Annotated in this window: 20 protein-coding genes; 3 read left to right on the forward strand and 17 right to left on the reverse strand. The window is 38.7% G+C overall.

The window, feature by feature from the left end; genetic code table 11:
* The first annotated feature begins 20 nt into the window (after window positions 1-20).
* Window positions 21-1,655 carry an ABC transporter substrate-binding protein gene (locus AC0IWT_RS11495; protein WP_471797320.1) on the forward strand — a complete coding sequence of 545 codons (1,635 nt, stop codon included), beginning with the start codon at window positions 21-23 and terminating at the stop codon, window positions 1,653-1,655.
* 58 nt (window positions 1,656-1,713) lie between these two features.
* Here AC0IWT_RS11495 and AC0IWT_RS11500 read toward each other — a convergent pair whose 3' ends face one another.
* From AC0IWT_RS11500 to AC0IWT_RS11560, 13 genes are all read right to left on the reverse strand, one after another.
* Window positions 1,714-4,143 (reverse strand): TonB-dependent receptor domain-containing protein, encoded by a 2,430-nt coding sequence (locus AC0IWT_RS11500; protein WP_056870034.1) that lies wholly within the window; start codon window positions 4,141-4,143, stop codon window positions 1,714-1,716.
* 267 nt (window positions 4,144-4,410) lie between these two features.
* Window positions 4,411-5,649: a class I SAM-dependent methyltransferase gene (locus AC0IWT_RS11505; protein ID WP_471797321.1), complete on the reverse strand. Its 1,239-nt coding sequence runs from the start codon at window positions 5,647-5,649 to the stop codon at window positions 4,411-4,413.
* Between the two features lie 12 nt (window positions 5,650-5,661).
* A complete protein-coding gene (locus tag AC0IWT_RS11510) occupies window positions 5,662-6,486 on the reverse strand; it encodes a DUF1365 domain-containing protein (protein WP_471797322.1) in 825 nt (274 codons plus the stop codon).
* A 127-nt stretch (window positions 6,487-6,613) separates the two neighbouring features.
* Window positions 6,614-7,879, reverse strand: a complete 1,266-nt coding sequence (locus AC0IWT_RS11515) for an NAD(P)/FAD-dependent oxidoreductase (protein ID WP_471797323.1) — start codon at window positions 7,877-7,879, stop codon at window positions 6,614-6,616.
* A 134-nt stretch (window positions 7,880-8,013) separates the two neighbouring features.
* Window positions 8,014-9,042: an SAM-dependent methyltransferase gene (locus AC0IWT_RS11520; RefSeq protein ID WP_471797324.1), complete on the reverse strand. Its 1,029-nt coding sequence runs from the start codon at window positions 9,040-9,042 to the stop codon at window positions 8,014-8,016.
* 34 nt (window positions 9,043-9,076) lie between these two features.
* Entirely contained in the window at window positions 9,077-9,871 is a 795-nt protein-coding gene (locus tag AC0IWT_RS11525; RefSeq protein ID WP_471797325.1) for a DUF1295 domain-containing protein, read from the reverse strand.
* An 82-nt stretch (window positions 9,872-9,953) separates the two neighbouring features.
* Complete coding sequence (locus AC0IWT_RS11530; protein WP_082491358.1) at window positions 9,954-10,283, reverse strand: DUF1475 family protein; 330 nt, start codon at window positions 10,281-10,283, stop codon at window positions 9,954-9,956.
* Window positions 10,284-10,481: 198 nt separating this feature from the next.
* Window positions 10,482-11,210 (reverse strand): acyl-CoA desaturase, encoded by a 729-nt coding sequence (locus tag AC0IWT_RS11535; RefSeq protein ID WP_056870029.1) that lies wholly within the window; start codon window positions 11,208-11,210, stop codon window positions 10,482-10,484.
* Window positions 11,211-11,344: 134 nt separating this feature from the next.
* Window positions 11,345-11,842, reverse strand: coding sequence for a cupin domain-containing protein (locus tag AC0IWT_RS11540; RefSeq protein ID WP_471797326.1), 498 nt, complete (start codon window positions 11,840-11,842; stop codon window positions 11,345-11,347).
* A gap of 70 nt (window positions 11,843-11,912) precedes the next feature.
* Window positions 11,913-12,467: a hypothetical protein gene (locus tag AC0IWT_RS11545; RefSeq protein WP_471797327.1), complete on the reverse strand. Its 555-nt coding sequence runs from the start codon at window positions 12,465-12,467 to the stop codon at window positions 11,913-11,915.
* A gap of 114 nt (window positions 12,468-12,581) precedes the next feature.
* Window positions 12,582-12,815 carry a hypothetical protein gene (locus AC0IWT_RS11550; RefSeq protein ID WP_471797328.1) on the reverse strand — a complete coding sequence of 78 codons (234 nt, stop codon included), beginning with the start codon at window positions 12,813-12,815 and terminating at the stop codon, window positions 12,582-12,584.
* Window positions 12,816-12,919: 104 nt separating this feature from the next.
* Entirely contained in the window at window positions 12,920-13,702 is a 783-nt protein-coding gene (locus tag AC0IWT_RS11555) for a GLPGLI family protein (protein WP_471797329.1), read from the reverse strand.
* A gap of 2 nt (window positions 13,703-13,704) precedes the next feature.
* The gene (locus AC0IWT_RS11560) at window positions 13,705-16,494 is read right to left on the reverse strand and encodes an outer membrane beta-barrel family protein (protein WP_471797330.1); all 2,790 of its coding nucleotides are present in this window, start codon (window positions 16,492-16,494) and stop codon (window positions 13,705-13,707) included.
* A gap of 304 nt (window positions 16,495-16,798) precedes the next feature.
* Between AC0IWT_RS11560 and bla the strand changes: the two genes are divergently transcribed.
* Complete coding sequence (bla, locus tag AC0IWT_RS11565) at window positions 16,799-17,629, forward strand: subclass B3 metallo-beta-lactamase (protein WP_471798497.1); 831 nt, start codon at window positions 16,799-16,801, stop codon at window positions 17,627-17,629.
* Between the two features lie 91 nt (window positions 17,630-17,720).
* On the opposite strand, the gene AC0IWT_RS11570 is transcribed toward bla, so the two are convergent.
* Both AC0IWT_RS11570 and AC0IWT_RS11575 read right to left on the reverse strand, forming a co-directional pair.
* Window positions 17,721-18,059, reverse strand: coding sequence for a hypothetical protein (locus tag AC0IWT_RS11570; protein ID WP_056870023.1), 339 nt, complete (start codon window positions 18,057-18,059; stop codon window positions 17,721-17,723).
* Window positions 18,060-18,406: 347 nt separating this feature from the next.
* A complete protein-coding gene (locus tag AC0IWT_RS11575) occupies window positions 18,407-18,769 on the reverse strand; it encodes a response regulator transcription factor (protein WP_056870022.1) in 363 nt (120 codons plus the stop codon).
* A gap of 188 nt (window positions 18,770-18,957) precedes the next feature.
* Here AC0IWT_RS11575 and AC0IWT_RS11580 point away from each other — a divergent pair, with 188 nt between their 5' ends.
* Entirely contained in the window at window positions 18,958-19,212 is a 255-nt protein-coding gene (locus tag AC0IWT_RS11580; RefSeq protein WP_471797331.1) for a hypothetical protein, read from the forward strand.
* Window positions 19,213-19,402: 190 nt separating this feature from the next.
* Here the strand turns inward: AC0IWT_RS11580 and AC0IWT_RS11585 are convergent, their stop codons facing one another.
* Window positions 19,403-20,818 carry an APC family permease gene (locus AC0IWT_RS11585; RefSeq protein ID WP_471797332.1) on the reverse strand — a complete coding sequence of 472 codons (1,416 nt, stop codon included), beginning with the start codon at window positions 20,816-20,818 and terminating at the stop codon, window positions 19,403-19,405.
* A 31-nt stretch (window positions 20,819-20,849) separates the two neighbouring features.
* Entirely contained in the window at window positions 20,850-22,634 is a 1,785-nt protein-coding gene (locus AC0IWT_RS11590) for a DUF885 family protein (protein ID WP_471797333.1), read from the reverse strand.
* Window positions 22,635-22,770: the final 136 nt, after the last annotated feature.

Consider the following 22,770-nt stretch of genomic DNA (forward strand, 5'->3'; position numbering starts at 1 on the left):
AAAATAACATTCCTTACCGCATGCGAGGCTCATTTAAATATATATTTTGGATTTTTTACAGCATTATTTTCATTTCATGCAAAGAACCGGCAGACAATAAAAACAAAAAGATTTTCAATATTAATTTGGATCAGGGGCTAACTTCTTTAGATCCCGCGTTTGCACGCAATCAAAATGCCATCTGGATGACGAACCAGGTTTTTAATGGCTTAGTACAGATAGATGCTAACCTGCAAACCGTGCCCGCAATTGCTAAAAGCTGGCAAATTTCAAAAGATGCCTTAACTTATACCTTTAACCTTCGAAATGATGTATACTTCCACGACGACCCAATTTTTAAAAACGGCAAAGGAAGAAAAGTTGTAGCCAGCGATTTTGCCTACAGTTTCTATCGTTTGATAGACCCAAAAATTGCCTCGTCTGGCGGGTGGATTTTTAGCGACAAAGTAAAAGATGAGCGAAATTTTATCGCCTTAAATGATTCTACTTTCCAGATTAAACTCGTTCGCCCTTTCCCACCTTTTATGAGTTTGCTTACCTCTCAGTACTGCTCTGTTGTGCCAAAAGAAGTTGTTGAGCATTATGGAAAAGATTTTCGAAGCCACCCCGTTGGAACCGGCCCTTTTAAGTTTAAATACTGGAAGGAAGGCGAAATTTTAGTGCTTTTAAAGAACGAGCACTACTGGGAAAAAGATTCCAATGGCCAACAAATGCCTTATATTGACGCACTAAAAGCTTCATTTATAACGGATAAGCAAAGTGGATTTATGAGTTTTCTGAAAAAAGATCTGGACTTTTACTATAGTGTTGATGGAAGTTATCGGGATGATATTTTAACGAAAAGTGGAAAAATGACTTCAAAATATAAAGGCAAGTTTACGCTGAGAAAAGGCCCGTATCTTTGCACCGAGTACGTTGGCATTCTGGTAGATTCCACATTAGATATCGTTAAAAATTCGCCACTGAGGTTTAAAAAAGTCAGGCAGGCAATAAATTATTCAATTGATAGAGATAAGCTGATTAAGTACCTTAGAAACGGCATTGGCATTGCGGCAACGTCTGGTTTTATTCCCAAAGGGATGCCAGGTTTTGATAGCGCCGCGGTACATGGCTATCATTACAATCCTAAACTTGCCGCAAAGCTGCTTACCGAAGCTGGTTTTCCGGAAGGCAAAGGCTTACCTGAAATCACTTTGAACACCACCACAACCTACAAAGATTTAATTGAATTTATCCAGGGCGAGTTAAGTGCAATAGGCATCAAAACTAAGATTGATGTGAGTCCAAGTGCAAGCTTAAGGGATTTGATGTCGAAAAATAATGTAAACTTCTTCCGTGGAAGCTGGATTGCGGATTATGCCGACGGAGAAAATTACCTTTCAATGTTTTATTCAAAAAATAAGGTTCCATACGGACCAAACTATACCGCCTTTTATAATAAAGCTTTCGACAGACTATTTGAAGAAAGTTATTACGAGCCTGATAACGAAAAGCGTTTTAAGTTGTATCGCCAGATGGACCAAATGGTGATGGATTATTCGCCTGTAGTTCCTGTATTTTATGATCAATCGGTAGTTATGCTGCAAAATAACATTAGCGGTTATCCGATGAATCCGCTGAGTTTAATGATTTTGAAAAGAGTAAAAAAGAAATAAAAAAAACTCCCGGTTAAAACCGGGAGTTCTTAATTTATATTCGATTGGGTTTTTAAACTTATTGTTGTACGCCACCCATTCCGCCACCTTGTTGCTGCTGGTCTTGCTTAATATCGTCGTTTTTAATTTTCTTTTTCTCCGTAAATTTAAGCTTACCAAAAGTATAACTAAAGTTTAGCGTGTAGTTACGCAGCGGGTAATAAATATTCTGGCTTTGGTAAATTGTGCCTGTTTGGTTTACCGCATTATTGATTGTTTTGATATGCAAATCGCGGGTAAACGGATTCAGGGTTCCTAAACCAATACTTCCTTTTTTCTTAAATATTTCTTTTTTGAGGGATGCACCGTAAATATAGAAAGGGTCGGTAACACCTTGATATGTACGTCTTTTAGACGTGATTACATTAAATAACTCGAAGTTAAAACCTTTACCGAAACCATAAGCCGAACGCACAAACCAGTTAAAATTGAAAAACGTACCGGTATTTACATTGGTTGTGTTATTCACTACCGAGTAGGTATTTCCGGAAAAGTTAGTCATCAAAGTCCATTTTGGTTTAGGATTGTAAGATGCGAAAACGTTGAAACCATAGACTGGTGCTGTACCAACGTTTATATATGATGTAAGCGTTTTATTTACGCCATTTTCAGTTATCGGCGAAATCGAATTTTCGATAACATCACTTGTGCGGCGGTAGAAAATCGATGCATTAATTATCGACCCTTTAATAAAAGTATTGTATCCCAACTCTAAATTATCACTTAACTCAGGGCTTAATTGTGGGTTACCCTGCATAATGTTAAACTGGTCGCTCTCATTACGGAAAGGGTTTAAATAAGATTGCGAGGGCCTTTGTACGCGGCGGTTATAGCTAAGTTTAATTGTACCGCCACCTTTTAAATTTTGAGAAATTATCGCACTTGGAAACAAGTTCAGATAATCATTTTTTTGAATTCCACTTGTTTGCGTGTTAAAGTCAATTCGGGTATATTCAGCCCTTACACCCCCTTTAAACTTTAGTTTCTTAGTTAAATCGAAACTAATTACACCGTAAGCGGCACCAACGTTTTGGTTGTACTCAAAATCTTGGGCGCTATTGTCGAACTGGCTTTGAATATCACGCAAAATTGCTTTTGCACCAACTTCTAGAGTTGTCTTTTTATTAAACGGATAGGTATAATCTGTTTGAAAAGTATACTCATTATTTTTACCTGTATTATTGCTTATCGTAAGTAAACCCGTTGGATAAACTGCCGAGGTAAGCAAGTTACTAAAGCTCGTTGGCGTGCGGCCTGTAGATAATTGTGCGGAAACAGAAAATTCTTCTCCTTCTTTTTTGCTGGTTTTTCTATAATCCACGTTCCAGTCTAAATTTCTGAACGTCATATCCATATCACCAATATTGGAAGCCGCCAAATTATTTATAAGGTAGTTGGTTTCGCTCGGACCGCCGTTGGAAAAGCTATTCAGTTTTACGGTTGTACTAATGTTGTTGTAAGCGTTAAAATCGTAATCAAGGCCGAAACTTCCATTATAACCATTGCGGCTCCATTTCGAAAACCCACTTTGAGAAATATTATTGGTTGTTCCGTTTAAATAAGTTGTATTAGTGATAAATTCTGTTTGAGATCTCTGTGCATAAGCCAGATTTGTACCGATACTCGTGTTAACACTTAAGCGCCCGGTTTTAGCAGTTAAGTTAAAAGAACCATTGTTTTGGCGTGTACCAGCTGCTGCGTTTACCGAACCACTTACTCCTTGCGCATTTGATTTTTTGGTAATGATGTTGATAATACCGCCAGAACCTTCTGCATCGTATTTTGCAGACGGGCTTGTTATTACTTCAACGGTTTTAATCTGCTCAGCAGGTATCATTTTTAATGCATCAGCAACACTACTAGCCATTGTACCAGAAGGCTTACCGTTTATTAAAACACGCACAGCCCCGCCACGAAGCTGGATATTACCTGTTGGATCAACAGATAGCATTGGCACCTTACGCATTACATCGGTAGCATCACCACCTGCATTTGTTCCATCTGCCTCAGCGTTATAAACCATTCTATCAATTTTATTTTCGATAATTGCCTTGGTTCCGGTAACCTGCACATCGGCCAGGTTATTTTCTGTTGATGAAATTAAAACGTTACCAAGGTTAACATCTGGCTTGGCCGGAGTTGTTGTTACCAAAATTGATTTCGTGCGATAGCCCATAAAGCCAATCACTAGTTTATAGGCATCAGGAGCAACGTTTTGAAGCACCAATTTTCCTTTATCATCCGTTACGCCACCATTAACAGATTTATTATCCTTAACTTTTAGTAAAGAAATGGTTGCATAATCTATTGGTTTTTTGTTGGCAGAATCTAAAATTGTAATCGAAACACGACCTGAAACAGTCGCTTTTTGAGCACCTCCCATTCCAAATTGAGCTTGAGCATTAAAAAATATTCCCAGGATGAAGGTTAGTAGTAGAATTCTTTTCATGTTAATAAATAGTATTTTGTAATTAGTCTGCGCAAATTGCAATTTGTTACATGTCAACAAAATAGTTTTTACGCAAAGCAGGTTATTTGGTCGGCAAAGGTGCGACTTTTATCGGTAAATATGATCGGAAATATCAGACTGTTAAGCGAAAAGCTCAATGAGCAGAAAGGATAATGGAAAAAAAATGGACGAAGAGCCATTTGCTCCTCATCCATTAAGTTGTTTTATGCGAAAGCAACGTAATTGTACCGCAAAATTATTTTTTTATTACCTCGAAGTATTGTTTGGCCTGGTGTAAACGAGTTGCATTACGTTAATATTTCGCATGGCGAAAGCTGCTTCGCAATAGTTCAGGTAGTAATTCCATTTACGGATAAAATTATCATCAAAACCCAAAGCCTTTACTTTATCGAGGTGTTTATTAAATTCTATGTACCAAAGGTGAAGTGTTTTAGCGTAATCTAAACCCATATCCTTTAAATCAACCAGCGTTAAATCACCGGTGTTGTTAACCGCTTTGTTTATCGCAGCAACCGATGGTAAAAGCGAGCCGGGGAAAATATGCTTTTGAATCCAATCTACTCCATTTCTTAACTTATCGTATCTGCTATCTGGCGAAGTAATTACCTGCAGAGCAAAAATACCATCTTGTTTTAAGAGGGACTGGCACTTTTCAAAATACGTTTCTAAATACTGGTGGCCAACGGCCTCAAGCATTTCGATAGAAACGATTTTATCGAAAGTACCTTCTATGTTGCGGTAATCCTGAAGAATTATAGACACTTTATCTTCCAAGTCTGCTTCTCTAACACGCTCAATGGCCAGTTTTTGCTGCTCTTTTGATATGGTTACAGAAGTTACCTGGCAGCCGTAATTTTTTGCCAGAAAAATCGCATTTCCACCCCACCCACTACCAATCTCAAGTACATGATCAGTAGGTTTAATTTTTAACTGCTTTGCCAATCTATCGTATTTGGCATATTGTGATTCTTCTAAGCCAACACTCTCATCCAAAAAATAACCGCTGGAATAGGTCATCGTTTTATCTAAAAAGGTTGAGAAGAAATCGTTGTTTAAATCGTAATGCTCCGAAATATTTTTTTGAGCGCCTGCAAGCGTGTTCGCCCGGCGTACATGCGTAAGTTTGTTTAGAACTTTAAAAACGTTAAGCGCCATAGATTTTACTTTGCTACCGGTAACCGAAGGTGCGTTTTCGATGTTTAACAGCACCCATTTCACCACATTTGTTATGTTGGTGGTATCCCAGAGTCCGGAGGTGTAGCCCTCGCCAAAACCGATATCGCCATAAAGCGCTATAGATTTAAAAAAATCGGGGTGGTTAACCTGGATATTGGCAGAAATCTTGTCTTCACCATCGCCGAAGATCAATACCTCCCCACTTGTTAAAGTAAGTTCCAGTTTTCCCAGCGTCATTTTTGAAAGTGCGTTCAGCACCACTTTTTCGAAAAAACCTGTTGATGTTTTAGTAGCAGCAAGCGTATTCATAATCTTCTAAATCTATTTTGTTTGTGGTTTGTAAGGTTTATATACGTTGCGTTGCAGTTCAGGGTTTTTTGCCTTCGGATGAAAAGATAGTTTTTTTAGCCATAAACGCAAAGCCTGCCAGTGAATCATACCCATTATTTGCAAGGGGATGAAAGGAATTGAACAGAAATACTTTATTAACGCACCATTAGTTAGTGGCTGGCGCTTCCCAAACAAAGTACTGATAAAAAACTTGTTACCGTTTTTATCAAGGTCATCGATTTTTATTTCGAGTTTGTCACCAGGTACTTTTAAACTAAAATCGAAGGAATCATCGTGGTCTATAAACGGCGATACATAAAAATATTTTGTCGTAATCTTTTTAAACACATCTCCCCTTAATTCTTCCTGTCCGAAAAAGAAAAGTTTCATCTCGCGGTAAGTATTGCTAATTTCTGCAACGCAGCAAACTGGTTTCTCGGTTTCATCGAAGCAGAAATAGAAAGAAACAGGATTAAAATTATATCCCAAAACATTCAGATTGGTCAGCAATTTTATCTTCAAGCCCTTTCCCTCAACACCGTTTTGCTTAAGGTAATCTTCCATATGTTGGCGGGTATTCTTGGTCTTATCGGGGTTTTCTGCTGGTAACTGCAAATGTTCGGCATCTTTGAAAGAGAAAAGATTAAATCTATTCCGGCTGAACCATCGAAGTTTTTCTGAAATTAAGTCTAGCTCATCCAAATCGATGTAAAACATATATACATTGTACCAAAAAGAATGCTTCTTTGGCGCAAGGCGATGGTGCATGACTTTCGCAGTATAAATGCTTGATGTGAAGTTTGGAGTTACAGACATTTAATTCTTAATCTACAATATTTTCTTATTATCCGTCGGCTTAAGTACCACGGCCCCGGATGTAGCATAGTGCGTAATTTGGAGCAAAAAATTACCTTCCTACGCTCAGAACGGCAGCAAAATCAAACTAGAGGCCTTTGCACAAATCCACTGCACTCTTGTACGCATCTTCGTGGAAACCATATTTAAAATAACTACCGCAATAATACACAGGTCCGTTTTGATTTAGCTCGTGCAACCTTTCTTGTGCCTGCATTGCCGGAACATCAAACAATGGGTGATGATAATCGATTTCTTTAATCACCTTACCAGGATCTAACGTTGCTGATGGATTTATTGAAACAAAGTAGTTGTTTTTCTTCGAAACGCCTTGTAAGTTATTCATCCAATAAATGGTACTCGGCAACAATTTTTCACCTTGTTTTTCTACCCTATAGTTCCAACTGCTCCATGCTAATTTCGCCTTTGGCATTTGCTTTTCATCGGTATGCACAACTGCTTTGTTAAGCTGGTATTTAAATTTAGAAAGCAATTCAGTTTCTAAAGCCGTTTTATCCTTTACAATTTGGAATGTCTCGTCGGCATGACTAGCCATAATAACCTTATCAAATTCAAACTTTTCGCCACTGGCATTCTCCACTTCAACTTTTCCATGTTGCAATCTTTTTACAGAAACAATTTTGTTATTAATTTTAATTCTATCTCTGAAAGGTGCAATTAATTTTTCGCGGTAAGATTGGCTGCCATTTTCCAACGTGTACCATTGGTGCTGAGTGTCGAGACCTAAAAAACCATGGTTTTTGAAAAACCTGATTAGTGTAACAGCAGGGAAATCTAAAATTTGTTCCATAGGTGCACTCCAAACCGCGGCGCTCATCGGAATTAAATATTGCCAAAGCATATCGTCGCTATAGCCAAATTCTTTAAAAAACCTGCCGATGGAGTAATTTTGATATTCAGGCTTGTCTAAAATTTCTACGCTTTGCTTGTTGAAACGGTTAATCTGCATCAACATTTTTAGGTAAGACAAATTAAATAAATTTTTGCGTTGGGCAAATAAATGGTTCAATCCCGAGCCGCTATATTCCAGTTTTTTAGGCAAAAACTGAACACTGAAAGACATATCTGTTTTAATAACAGGCGCACCAATTTCGGCGAACATTTCAGTTAAATTAGGATACGTTTGATAGTTAAAAACCATGAAACCACTATCAAGGTAGATGTTTTTTTCTGCTCCCGTCCCCGCTTCATCCGCTTCCTGGAGTGTAATTGTATTGGTATGACCGCCAATATAATCTGCCTGCTCAAAAACGGTAATATCGTACTTGTTTTGAAGCTTGTGGGCGCATCCCATGCCTGCTATTCCGGAGCCAATAATGGCGAGTTTTTGCATAATGTAAACTGTATTGAGGGTTTAAAATAGATGAATGATTTTTTAGTAAGTAGCCTCAGAAATTGAATGCTGATAATTAAGCCAGGCTCTTAAAGTGGTTCCTTCAGTTTCCGGCAACCAACCTTAACTATTAGTTATTTTTTTTCGAATAAGTAATGGCAAACCATCCATTCATTGCCTTTATTATAATTAAACAATTCTGCACAACTCATGTAAAATAAGCGCCAGTAAACCCACCATTTTACGGCCTGGTCTTTACCATACGTATCTTCCAGCAGCGGCATAATTTCCTTCTTATGCTTGTCCATATTGCTAAGCCAGGCTTCAGCTGTTTTGCCGTAATTACTTCCATTTACAACCCAGTGTTTGTCGATTTTTAAATCATCATTAAAGTAAAAAAACAAATGATTTGAGGGCATAATTCCACCAGTAAAGAAATATTTACTCATCCAATCGGTTTCGTCAATTACCTCAAATTTGTAGGCTAATGTTTTATGGGTGAAAATATGAACGAAGAGTTTACCATCAGCCTTTAAGAAACCTGCTACTTTATTAAGCAAAAATTTATAGTTGCGCATGTGCTCAAACATCTCAACCGAAACAATTCTGTCGAAACTGTCTGCAATGTTAAAGGTATTCATATCCGCGGTTAAAACCGTTAAGTTTTGAATGCCTCGTTGCCTCGCAGTTTCATCGATAAAAACTTTCTGTGTCGCTGAATTTGAAACAACCGTAAAAGTGCTTTTCGGGAATTTTGCCGACATATAAAGCGACAAAGATCCCCAGCCGCAGCCAAGTTCCAGCACATTTTGTCCGCTTTGCAAATCGGCTCGCTTGCAGGTTAAGGCTAACATATCATCTTCCGAAGTATCTATATCTTTTACGCCGGGTTTCCAGTAACCACTACTGTATTTTAGGTTTTTGCCAAGGCAATACTGAAAAAACTCGGTAGGTAATTCATAGTGTTGCTCGTTTGCTTCAGCGGTATTCACGGCAATTGGCGACTGCTTTAATTCATCAACCAAATCCATAAATTTTTCCTGTTGCAACTCTTCGTCGCCCAGCGTTTCGTCATCCAGGCGCTGTTTGCAAAGTTTCCTAATTCCCAAACGTAAGGCAGTATCGGGCAATTTGTCGTTTTCTAAAAGTTTATCGTACCACATATATTAAGGTAAAAAGGGTTGTAAGGTGAAGGGTTTAAGGTTTCTTGAACCATGGAAAAAAGGCACTGGTAGTTTTCTGGTATTCTTTGTAAGCCTGGGGTTTGCTTCTTAAATTTTGCTCCTCGTTATTCGGAACGCCGGTTACTTTGGTTAATAAATATAAAATTATCGCCGGACTGATCACCGCTAAAATTCCCCACGGCGACGCCAGGGCAAATATGAAGTATGCCATCCAGCTTAACCATTCGAAAAAGTAGTTTGGATGGCGGCTGAAGTACCACAAACCGGTGCTGCAAACCTTGCCTTTATTTTTCGGGTCTTTTTTAAATGCCGCAAGTTGTCTGTCGGCTACCATTTCGCCAACAAAAGCAATTATCCAAACCGCTAATCCGAGGTACTCTAAAGCCGAAATCCCGGTTGCCGTATTTGCTGTAATAATAAAAAAAGGTATAGCGAGCAACACGTTAGAGATGGCCTGAAACTGGAAGAAAATGAAAAAATTCCTGTCGGCTTTTTCGCCCCACTCACTGCGAAGTTGCTGATATCGACCCTCCTCTTCATGTAAATGACCAATTACCCGCTGCCACAAATGGATACCCAATCTCAGTTCAGCGATAATAAATACAGAGCAGATTAAAATTCTCCGGGCTTCAAAACCTTCGGATAGGAAGAAAGTTATCAGTGCTATTACCGGGAAATTCAGCGCCCAGAAAACATCAACAACGCCTGCATTTTTAATTCGTTTGGCCCAAAGCCAAACCAAAGCCATAATGGTGCAACAAGCGATTAAAGATATGAGGGCAATTAACAGTAAATGTTGGTAATCCATTGTAAGGTTTAGGTTTATGCTCAAGATTTGAGGTAACGGATTGCCGCCGAGGTTTTACCCGCCACCTTCAACCTTATACCTGCTACCTTTTTACGAGCAATTCTTTTATTCCCTCGCCCTCTTTTAGCTTAAATAAATGAACTAAAACATAGGCAAGAGTGGCAATACTTCCTAAACATACGAACAAAATTGTGATAGAGATTTTAAGAATAATGCTTTTTTCTTTATAAAACATCCAAAGGGTAATAATGAAGATGTTGGCATAAAAATCCCAAAGCGTTGCCCTCATCCAGGGAATACCGCCGAGAAAATCCCATTGCTCAAACAGATTACTTTCAAGGGAAGTTGAAATGACTTTGTAGCACATGAAAATCAATAGTGCAGAGAAAATAATCTTGAGAAAATTTATCATAGGATGAGATTTAATGTTCTTTTTTCGAAAAGCAAGGTATATTTCAAATCGGCTCCGAAAGCCCCGCCATCCGCTTTACTTCGCTACGCTTCGTGCCCGCTTTTGTCGGGTTTAAATAACAGGAGCCAGTGCAGGCCAAAACGAAAAGTATCCGTGCCCATCATTCAAACATCGCCAAGATTTATCCAGCTTAATAAACTAAACTTTTCTAATCTTAATAATCTTCATCCAGTGCAATACCTTCATCACCGGGTACGTAGGGTCAAATTCCCACCATTTGGTTGCAAAGTTCGGACTGTTTGGCTTTTTATGGTGATTATTCTGAAACAACTCGCCCATCAAAAGGAAATCCCAGGGTAAAGAATTTTTACTATGGTCTTCGTTATCATGGTTAGCGTAACCATATTTGTGTCCGCACCAGTTTACAATGGCACCATGTAATGGTCCCATTAAAAAGTGAACCGGCAACAAAATAAATAACCACCAATGGTTGGCAAAAATAAGGTAGAAACCGATATAAAATAAGCCGCAGCCAATTCTCCATAACCAGGAATTTCCAATTTTATCTACAATTGGCCATTCCGGATAATTGCCCTGAAAAGCAGGCTCAGGCTGAATTTTAAACTGCAAATAGTTCATGTACATGTTTTTGGTTGCAATCATCATCCCGAAAACATCTTTAAAGAAATGAGGTGAATGCGGATCTTTTTCGGTATCGCTGTATGCATGGTGCATACGGTGCAGAATTGCGTAAGCCCTTGGATTTAGAAAAGAAGAACCTTGGGAAATAAGTAAAACCAGGTAAAAGAATTTCTCCCAGAAAGGCTCCATCTTAAACATTTTATGCGATGAATAGCGGTGAAGAAAAAAGGTTTGACTAAAAAGGGATAAGAACCAATGGCAAAGAAAAAAAATGAAAATGATCATGTATTGTGTGTATACTTAATAAACGTAAAAAAGCTACGTTTAGTTTTTGATGGCCTGGAAACCATTATATTGAGCTAATGTTAAAATGCAAATAATCCTGCTCCAAGAGCTGGAACAGGATTTGAAAATATTTTTTACCTGCCGAAATCGTCCTGAACTCTAACAATGTCGCTTTCATCTGAAGGGTTTGAGGCATCAGTATGTTGCCAGATTTCTGCTACAACGCCCCAGTCATCTAAACCAATTAAACGGTGGCGTTCACCTTGCTGCAATTTTATTTGCTCTTTCGGAGCATATTTTTTTACGTCTCCTTCTTCATCCGTTTCGCTGGTTTTAATGCCAACTGTTCCGGTTACTACTTGCCAAATTTCGGCTCTGCGGTGATGGTATTGCCACGAAAGGCGTGTATTTGGTGCAACAATTAAAATTTTCGGACTCAATTTACCGCCTATTTTCAAACCTTCTACATCTAATCCGTCAAAATAAGTATCGGCGAATTGTTGGGCCTGAGCTTCATCAATTACAAAGAAACCACCCCAAGGGCGGGTTTCGTCGCGGTTTACTACATTAAAACCTTCAATTTTTAAACGTTGTGCTACGTTATCGAATATTTCTTTTTTGTCGTTTTCCATAATTGGTGTAAAAATAATGCTTTGAAATTAAAAAAGCCCTTTCGGGCTTTTTATTTTTTCACAATCAAAGCTACTTAATTTCAGTTATGGTAATATCTGTTGCCTGGCCTACAGATTGAACAATGAACGGAAAAGCAGCACTATTCATAATCCACAATTCCTGTTTCCCATCTTCACTAACCACGTGAAAAACATCAATCTCTTTTCCACTTATTTTAACAACTCCGGTATCCGGCGACTTAACTTTAAATTTTTGGCCACCATAAGTAAATGCCTTGGTTTCACTCAGCATTTTAAAAGCGGCTTTAGAGATAATCCCAAATGTTTCTGTATCTCCTAACTTGGTAACACCTAAAGCGGGCTGCGTAACTGCTGCAAGCTGAGTTCCGCTTTCTACCGCTTTTTCGCTCATTTCGAAAGCGCCATCGCCATAACCATCAACAGCCCAACCAATGCTTACCGGCGCAGTAATGCTCTTAACCGTTAATACCAAAGGAAACTCTTGCCCCTGAACAAAAGCACTGGCAGACATTACGGTACCAGCTTTAATTTCGGGAATACTTTTTTGCGCTTTCGCCCCCACAAAAATGGCGAGGCAGAAACAAACAGCGAAAATCTTTTTCATAATAAGGAAGTTTTTTTTGAAGATAGCTGTTTTTCAGGAAATTAAAAATAACGCACAAAAAAAACCTCCACGTTTTTATTTGGAGGTTTTATTATTTTTTGCCTTTAACAGGAATTAGTTTTCTAAGATGTTTTCTAAAACAGTTTCTATAAATATCAATTTGCCGTTATTCCAGGTTTTTGGCGAAGACAAATCTTCAATAATTGTTCTGATTTTATATTCGGGAATATTTCCCAGGCCTTTAAATTCAGTAACCAGGCTATATGAGTTCATATCGCCGAAACCCCTTAATTGCTTTACTTTTTGCAAAAAAGTACATAACTCGGATTTTTGTTGTGGATTTTCCATGCCGCAAATTTAAAGTTTGCCCTAAGTAATCATACATTCAAACTTGCTTTTTGAAATTATTTGTGTTGATATAGATCAACATTTTATGATTTTCCTCCCGTTCTTTAAAACATATAGACTTTAACTTCTGACAGGCCTTCGGGACCCCAGTCTTTCAAAGCTGCTGTAATGATAGCACTTAAACCTTTATTGGTTGTCGGTTTTCCTTTTGTTGGCGGTAAAAAATCTTTTTCAGGAACGGTTGTTTCAGTAACTTTTGTAGCAAACCAAGTCATATTTTCATGCGGCAAGGCTAAGCCTAAAATCATTCCGGGCAGCCCTGTAAAAGATTCCGGGCCGCCCGAAACCTCAATCTGATTGGTAAAATAAGCAACAACGTAGATAGAATCCATTATTAATGCATTCGCCCTGCGGCAATCGTAACCTGCAATTTCTCTTGTTTCATCCGTAATTTTCCAGTTTATTTTTCGCAAACTATCTTTTACCAGGTAGAGTTCTTCGTAAACATTTTTCTGACTTAAACTGGTATTGCTATCGAAGTCTGTCAAAATCGTGTTTCGTAAATCAGCAAATGCGTCTCTTGAGAGCCAGGTATTGCCTGCAGCTTCATCGGTCGGCTGCCATTTGTAAATACTTTTGTTTCTGTTAAAGCTCAGTGTACTTTTAGACACTTTGAACTGCGGATTTGTTTTTTTGTATTGGTCAAAAGCGGGTAGATAATAAGTTTCATTATCCTTATTAATCTTCTTTTTTATGATGGCATACATATTCGATCGTTTTTCGAACTCTATCGTACCGTGCTCTACAAAGTGTGCATTTTGAGCCAAAGCATTTCCGCTAAATAAAACAGCGGCAAACAGCAGTATATTTTTATATAAGTTTCTCATAATTATTTTTGTGTTTTAGCAGTACCACCCATTTTTGTAAAATCCCAGATTACTGAGAACATAAAATACCTTTTAATAGTTGTGTAACTGGTTTGCGAAATGTTGCTATTGGAAGCCGATCTGTCGAAGCCAACATTCTGATTTAAAATATCGTTGACGCTTAGCAACAATTTTAGATTTTCTGCTTTGAAAAATTTCTTTATTATTGATGCATTCCAGAGTACCCGCTCAAAAGTTTCGTTAAACCTTTGCGTTTTACCTCTAAATTCATATCGAACATCGGTGCCAATTTCCAGCTTGGCAGGCAATTTCACATTTCCATAAAAGTACCCATTTGTTCCCCAACCATCGCTGATACCGAAATTCCCCACACTGGCTCGAGATATATAATAAGTCGGACCGAAACGAAGATAAAAGTTATATTTTTTATCTTCATATTTCGACAAACTTACACTAGTCTGGTAGCTATAGTTTTTGGTATTATTTAACTCATTGTTTATATAATTATAAGATGAGCTGCCGTTTGCACCTACAGATAAGCCAATATTTAAGGCCGCAAGTTTTAATTTCTTGCTCATGTCGGCATACAAGTAAAAATTAGTCGGCGTTTTATCAGCGATGTTAACCGAACGGATAGTGCTTTTACCAGTTGATGCATCCGTAATCACATCACTTACGATTGGATTGTTAACAAACCCGTAAGAGCCGTTTAGCCAAATAGATTGGTCGCTGATTATTTTGTAAGAATTGTAACTTGCGGAAAAATTACTTCTAAAAGATGGTTTCAAATCCGGGTTTCCAAGCACAATATTTAATGGATCTGTGTTTACGCGAATAGGCTGAATCTGCTCGAGCGTTGGCTGATTGGTATTGCCATTATAACTTAGTCTAAACGATTTTTGTTGAGAGAAACGATATTGAAAAGATGCCTGCGGCATGTAATTGATAAAGTTCCTGTTGTAAGTAACGTTGTTATAAAGGTCTGCCTGCTTAAAATTTACGCCGCTTAATTTCGAACCAAAGTTGATTACGGATTTTCCCTTCTTATAATTAAATATCGCCCCACCCTGATTGATAAGTTGATCAAGTTCGTAATCGTTGCTGAACTGCGGATCTAAAATATCATAATTACCACTGGCCGATTGGTTGAAAGATTTACGGTCCGATTTGCCATTCATTACATTTAAACCGTAGTTAACAACCAGGGTCAGCGCTTTAGACAGGGGTTCTGTATACACCAGATTGGATCTGAATGCGCTATTGGTGATGTTATTTACTTTGTTCTGGTTTATCAGACTATCGCGGGTACCCGCGGCACTGTAAAATTTATTGTCAGAATTTAAAAATCCATCGCTATTGGTTTTGTTGAGGGATTCGATGAGACTTAAGGATAATGTTCGGCCTTTTTTCTTAAACCGTTTAGATAACAAGGCGCTCATGTTAAACACTTGCTCATCAACATTATTTTGTAGCGTTCTGTCTGTAGAGTTTAGCAAATCATTATTGCCATCGCGGGTAACCGTGTTAAACTTATTGTCAGTATTACTTTCTTTAAGCGTTCCATCAACACTTACCTTCAGGGTTAAAGTGGTGTCCAGTTTAACTTCGTAGGTGAAATCCAGTTTCTGGCGAAACATATCATTACTGTTGTACTGGTTGGCAATGGTATTAATTACACCATTCGATAAGTTATTCTGATTAATTGTATTCTTCTCTCCCGTAACTCTTATCGAACCGATTTTATAATTCGTGTTTAAAGATTCCTTGTCTTTATTCCATTTACTATCGAAATGTATGCCGCCAGTGCGTGCAACAGGGATGCCCTCACCATTGTACTGGCCATCATAATTATCAAAATCATCGTTACCGACACTCGAGAACGTGTAACCTTGATCACTATCCTGCATATTTGTGCCACCATATTTATCGCGATCGTCCCAACCTAAACCAACTGTTCCGGTATTACCGAAAATTCCGTAGGCAGAGAACTTCTTCTTGCCCCAAAATTTATTGAACATACCCTGACCAGTGTAAAATTTATCTGTGGCGATACCACCCTGTAGCTTTCCGAAGTATCCGTTCTTTTTGTCTTCTTTTAATTTTATGTTTAGGGTTTTGGTTTTCTCACCGTCATCAACACCTGTAAAGCTTGCCTGGTCGCTCGCTTTATCATAAAGCTGAACGGATTCTACCATATCAGCACGAAGGTTCTCGGTAACCAAGGTTGGGTCATCACCAAAAAATTCTTCGCCATCTACCAAAACCTTTGGTACACTTTTGCCTTGCGCAGTAATTTTACCATCTTTATCAACCTGAAATCCAGGAAATTGCTTAATTAAATCTTCTACTTTCGCATTAGCTTCAATGTTATAGGCTTTAGGGTCGAATTCGGTTGTGTCGCCCTTAATCTTAATCGCATTTCTATTGCCTTTAATAATTACATCGGCCAAAATTTTTGCCATCCCAGTTAAGTTGATATTCTTAAAATCTTTAACCTCACTGGTCGAATCCAATGTAAAGGCCTCAACAAAATCAGCATATTTCGGATAGGTAACTAATAATATAAACTTTCCGTTTTTTAAGCCGCCAATGGTAAATGTTCCATTCTCTGCCGAACGCGTAAATTTTACCAAAGTAGAATCTTTTGCATTTAAAACTGAAATGGAGCTTTTGTAAAGTAGCGTTGTTGATGCGGTATCAATAGTTTTGCCTTTAATGGTGTGTGGAGTTTGCGCTTTAAGGTATGAGGAAATCAGCATTAAAAGGCATAGGGAGAGCAGTCGTGTTATCATTAAGTAGTTTGGTTTTTCACCGTCTAATGTAACTAATATTCTAGTTAAAAGCACCTCATAACACTTTTTTTACGTGAACGTTAAATAATTTAACAGTTTGAAAAAACGGCGAAATTTATCGCCGAAACATGGTGTACTTTAAGCTAAAATCTGCTGAAGCAAGTTCATTTATCAGCTGGAAAATCCAAAAAATACGGCCGGCATCGTTTGAAATAATGATGCAAGAAATACTACTTTTGAATCGACTTACCCAATGCCTATGAAAACCCTGTTCCGAATTACACTAGCTTTAGCCTCCTTCCTCATGTTACACAACGCTTGCGTGGCGCAAACCGTTAGTGAGCCGGCAAATACGCCTGTTGAGTGGTCTCAACCTTATCCGCCTTTTAGGATTGCCGGGAATTTGTATTATGTTGGCACTGCCGATTTGGCTTGTTACCTAATAAATACCCCAAAAGGAAATATTTTAATAAACACCGGACTTGCAAACTCTGCTGAACTTATCGAAACGAGTATCAAAGTGCTTGGTTTTAAACTTGCGGATACAAAAATATTGCTCACTACCCAGGCACATTACGACCATATGGGCGCCATGGCGGCATTGAAGAAAAAAACTGGCGCAAAGGTTTTCGTAAACAGTCCGGATGCGCAGGTAATGATAGATGGAGGCAAGTCAGACTATGCATTGGGTAAGGGTTTAAGTACCTATTTACCGGTTAAACCCGACAAATTATTGAAGGATGGAGCAATAATCAGTATTGGCGGCACTACGCTTAAAATGCTTAGTCATCCGGGGCATACCAAGGGTTCTTGTAGTTTTATATTCGATGTGAAGGATGAGACAAGAACTTACAAAGTCCTTATCGCGAACATGCCAACAATTGTTACGGATAAGAAATTCAGCGATGTTAAACAATATCCCAACATTGCGAAGGATTACGGATTTACGCTGGCCGCGATGAAACGGTTAAAATTCGAAATATGGCTGTCTTCTCATGCAAGTCAGTTTAACCTACGAAAAAAACATAAACCCGGCGATTCTTATAATCCCTCTGCATTTTTCGACCAGGCTGGTTACGACCAGGCCTTGGCAGAATTAAAGGCGCAGTTCGATAAGAAAATGCTCGATAAATAATTTAGAAATCCGCGGTTCTTATAGTTCAGCTAAAAAATAGAATGGAGTTGAAATCGCATAGCGAAGTTTGGCTGGCAGCAGTTAGCGGGTATTAGTCCCACATGGTTCCTGCCAGGCCTAGCACTAAACTCATCCATAACCCGATGAAATAACCTACAAAACTTAAAACTAAGAACACTTTCCCAGTCCAGCCTTTTATTTTTCGAAGTGGCTCTGTAACGTCATAACACAGGCCAACAATTGCACCCAAAAAAGGTGTTAACAATAATGGTTTTATGCGCCAATAATCGCCCCAACTTGGGTTTCCGCTACCAGCACCGATTACAAAAGCACTTATAACGCCTAATGCAATTATTGCCCCTACGGCCATTCTTTTGCCTAAAGCAGGTGTAAAGATGGATTTTCTAGTTAAATTTTCTGTTTGTGTCATATCCGTTGTTGATTAAACAACACAAAAATATTAATTCACTTTGAATTTCAAAGTGCTTTTTAAATTATTTTTCCCGCCTGCTAATTGGCTATAACTTTATCACCCCAAAGAAAAGCCATCCAGGCAATTATTGCTGGCTTCTGAGAACTTTTTCCGGATAGTAAACTGTTGTTTAATAGAAACTTATATCTTAAAAAGACTTTTCGATCTTTTCGGCTAATAGCGAAATTGACCGGATGGATGGCTTTAATTAAATAGGATAATTATGCGCTGAGAAAAGCCGCATCAAAGTAAATTGAAGAAATTAACTTTCAAAAAAATTTGATTTCGTTATAATTTTAAGGCATTTAAACGTCTAGAAGATCTTCAATCGTTCGTATTAAATTTGAGGAATTAAATGGTTTTCCAATAATTGCATCGGCATCGCATTCTATTTCGCCAATTTCTTCGTGCGTTAGCGCCGTAAGCATTATTATTGGAATGTGCTTTGTAGATTCGCCGGTTTTTAATTGATTGCAGATTAACCTCCCATCACCGTCGGGTAGCCAGATGTCGAGTATAAGCAGGTGTGGGGCGAAACTTTCCATTGCATCGGCAAGCGACGTTGCCGAAGAAACGCAGCAAACCCGATAACCTTCACCTGTAAGCATCGCATCCAGACCAGTAAGTGCAAGTGGGTCGTCATCCAGAAACAAAATCTTCTTTTCCATAGGGGTAATTTAACGAGGTCTGAAAATTAAAGCAATATCAGATTTTGAATTCGATTTTCACATTAAATAAGTATTCAAAACGTCAAAATTTTATTTTTTCATTTTTAAAACCTACCTTCATGTGCGAAGGTGTAATATTTTATAATCCATTAACAATAAATCAGTTAAACAAATCCAAAACTCTCAATATGGATAATTCTGAAAAAATTGCACAGCTTAAGGTTCTGGTCGCACAAAAATCAGGACTTGATTACATCAAACCTGAAGACTGTAAAGGCCTTTCCGAACAGATTTTCATCAAAACAAACAACTATTTATCCGAAAAAACTTTGAAGATGTTTTTTGTTGAAAACAGAAAAGAGGCCACGCCATTTATTCTAAATTGTTTAGCGCAATTTGCAGGGTTTGGCAATTGGAACCAATATTTTGAACTTGAATCTTAAGTAAAATCTTTAAATCCCTCACCCGGCTACTAACCATAGCATAAATACCTTTAGGCACTGTATTTTTTTTGATTCTAGCTCCCCGCAAAAATGCCGTCAAGTTTTTAGTATGTTACTATCCAGATACTCTATCGCCTTTCTTGTTTAAATTTCCCGCTAATATTTGAGCCGGACTTCTCAAGCCATTATTTTAAAGCTGCTTTGCACGGTAATTGTTTTTGATCAGGTAATAAACCGGGATACCCACTAAAGTAATTATCAGACCTGGCCAGGTAAAACGTGGTTTATAAACGATAAGTAACAGGCAAAATGCCATGCCCATTGCAATATAAATAATTGGAAGTACCGGATAGCCGAAGGCTTTGTACGGACGCTCGGCATCCGGCCGTTTTTTGCGAAGGATAAAAATTCCAAAGATGGTGAGCATGTAGAACATTACGACAACGAAGGAAATCATATCAAGCAAATCGCCATATTTACCACTAACACACCATAGGCACGCAAATAAGCATTGAACCCACAGGCCAAAACCCGGAACTGAATTTTTATTGAGCGTGCCAACCTTTTTAAAAAACAAACCGTCTTGCGCCATAGAATAGTAAACCCTTGCGCCAGCCATAATTAAACCATTGTTGCAGCCGAAAGTAGACACCATAATCATCACAGCAATACCAATTGTACCCGCCGTACCAAATATGTGATTTGCTGCAGAAACAGCAACCCGATCTTTATCTGCATAGGCAATGTCATGCAGGGAAAGTACGCCGGTATACATTACATTAGTGAGAATGTAAAGAATGGTTACAATGATGGTTCCAAGCGCCAGACTTAAACCAATATTTCGGGCCGGATTTTTAATTTCCCCAGCAATAAACGTTACATTATGCCAGGAATCGCTACTAAAAATAGACCCGACCATAGCTGCAGCAATTGCGCCAAAAGCAGCCAGCGTAGAATATGAAGATAGCGTATTACCGGCAGACAGACGCCCAAGGTGCCACATGTTTGTCCAGTTGTTCTTCCATACCTCGCCATCTAAAAAATATAAACCAAAAATGATTAGACCGAAAAGGCTGAGGAGTTTTGTTACCGTAAAGCTTGTTTGAATAATTTTACCGGCATTAACGCCCTTGTTGTTGATGTAGGTGAGTAAAATAATTATTGCTATGGCAAGCAACTGGGCCGGCGAAATGGTTATAAATCCTAAATTGACGGCCACAATATCTTCGCTTAAAGCAGGTATCAGATATGCTGTAAATTTTGCAAAAGCCACACCAACTGCGGCGATTGTAGCAGTTTGTATAACCGTAAAAAAACTCCATCCATACAAAAAGCTAATCAACGGATTGTAAGCCTCCTTTAAATAAATGTATTGTCCGCCGGCTTTAGGGAACATTGCGCTTAATTCGCCATAGCTTAATGCTGCAGTGAGGGTCATAAAACCAGTTATCAGCCAAACAATAAGCAACCAGCCAGAACTGCCCACGTTACGGGTGATGTCTGCGCTAACAATAAAAATGCCCGAACCAATCATGCTTCCCGCAACCAACATGGTGGCATCAATTAACTTTAATGACGATTTAAATTGTGTATTTTCTGCTTTCATAGGTTTCACATTAATTTGCCGGTCAGGAAATTTACGCTTTGCCAGGTTGGTCATAAAACTTCCAGGATGTGGTAAAATCTCTGGTTAAGGGCTGATTGGTTAAAGTTGCGCGAATCATTTCTACCGGGATAAGATTTTCTTTAATTATTGAATCATGAAATTGTTTAAAGCTCATTTTACCGCTATCAACAAGCGCTTTCTTTAAGGCAAAAAGCTGCAAACCTCCGGTTAAATAAGCAATCTGGTAAAGCGGACTATAATTTCCCTGGAATGACCTACGCACTTCACCTTCGGCATTGGCACGCTCATGCCCCACTCTATCCACCAGGAAATCGACACATTGTTGTGGCGACCATTTTCCAAGATGGTAGTTGAGTGAAAAAAGTATTCTTGCACAGCGATGCATGCGCCAGAATAACATACCAATTTTTTCTTCGGGCGTTTGCGCAAAACCTTCATCGTAAAGTAAAAGCTCCCAATACAAAGGCCAGCCTTCCAAACTGAAAGGTGTTTTAAATGGGTCCCTATAACCTTTATAGCGGCTGTTCATATAATATTGAAAATGATGGCCTGGTAATAGTTCGTGTTGAACTGTGCCCCTTGAGAAATATGGATTATTGCCCCGCATGCTCATTAACTTGTCATCTTCCTGCATGCTATCCGTTGGATAAGAGATGCTGATTTCTCTCCCGCCTGTGAAAAAAGGATTTACAAGTTGCCTTTCTGCAGACATCATTACCATCCCCCAGGTTTCCTCTGCTAGAGGTGGAATGTCGATAAGGTCATTTTCTTTAATAAATTTTAATGCATCTTCCTGGAGTTTTACAATAAGTTCAGGTTGCCTACCTAAAGGCACGTAACTGTTTTTTATTTTTTCCTGTGCTTTTTTCCAGTCTTTCCCAAACCCCATCGCGGCTGATGCTTTTAACAATTCAGCATCGCAAAACTCAAACTCTTTACTGGCTATTTGCACAAGTTGTTCCGGACTATAAGGAATCATTTCAAAATCCAGTTGCCTGATAAGTTCTGTTCGTCCAACCGGAAATCCTTTTATCCCCAATTTATCGTGCTTGCTAATAAAAAGGCTATCGTTTTTAGCCACGAAACCCGCAGCATAGCTGGCTAAGGCAGAATCGGCCCGGGCATAAGGCTTTGGTACCCACCAGGTAAATGTGGGCTCATAATTCATATAAAACTGATAAAAGCCTTTTAACCGGTATTTCAAACTTAGGGCAATTTCTGCCGCCGTTTTTAACTGTTCCGAATTAAGTTTATTTGTGTTTTTAAAGTTTACAGATGATGAATCGATCAGCTTAGCGGTTGAGTTTAGCTGCGCCGCCAAAAGTGCGCCATCCTTGTAGGTTCCTCTTCTGCGAAGCGCTTCCAGGCTGTAAATAGAATCTGCAAAGGGGAAATACTTGGCCAGTGTTCGGTAATTTAGCTCCTCCTGGTTAAGGAGTGAAATTGAAGCCTCAATCTGTCGCTTTAGCAAAATGTAATCTACTTTGCCATAAATGCTGAACGAATCAAAACTCAGCGCTTTTAATTTTGAAAGATAGCTGTTATTTAAATCTTGAAGCCGCTTCCGTTGAAGAGGGCTTTTAAAAGTAGTTAGTGGCGATAGATAAAAGCCACCAGTGTAAAAAGGAAAGTAAAAGTCGTTTATGGCATCTACATCCTTCTGATAACCAATAATTGCCGTCCCCATTTCGCTCGTTTGCTCAAAAAGGCTCGGGTTTTGAGCGCAAAGTTTGGTAGAAAAAAAAGTGCATAAACCTATTGACAGTAATGCATACAAAATCAAATTATTGCGCATAAAACTAAATTTGTTAAAAGCAGACAATCGCTGTCGCATCTGATGAACAGGGTGAGACAGTTTCGTTGGAAAATAGATAGTTACATGACATAGCCTCGCCGTGCAGTATCGAATCAGGGATATTAAAAACAGCTAA

The sequence above is a fragment of the Pedobacter sp. AC464 genome, assembly GCF_979253075.1.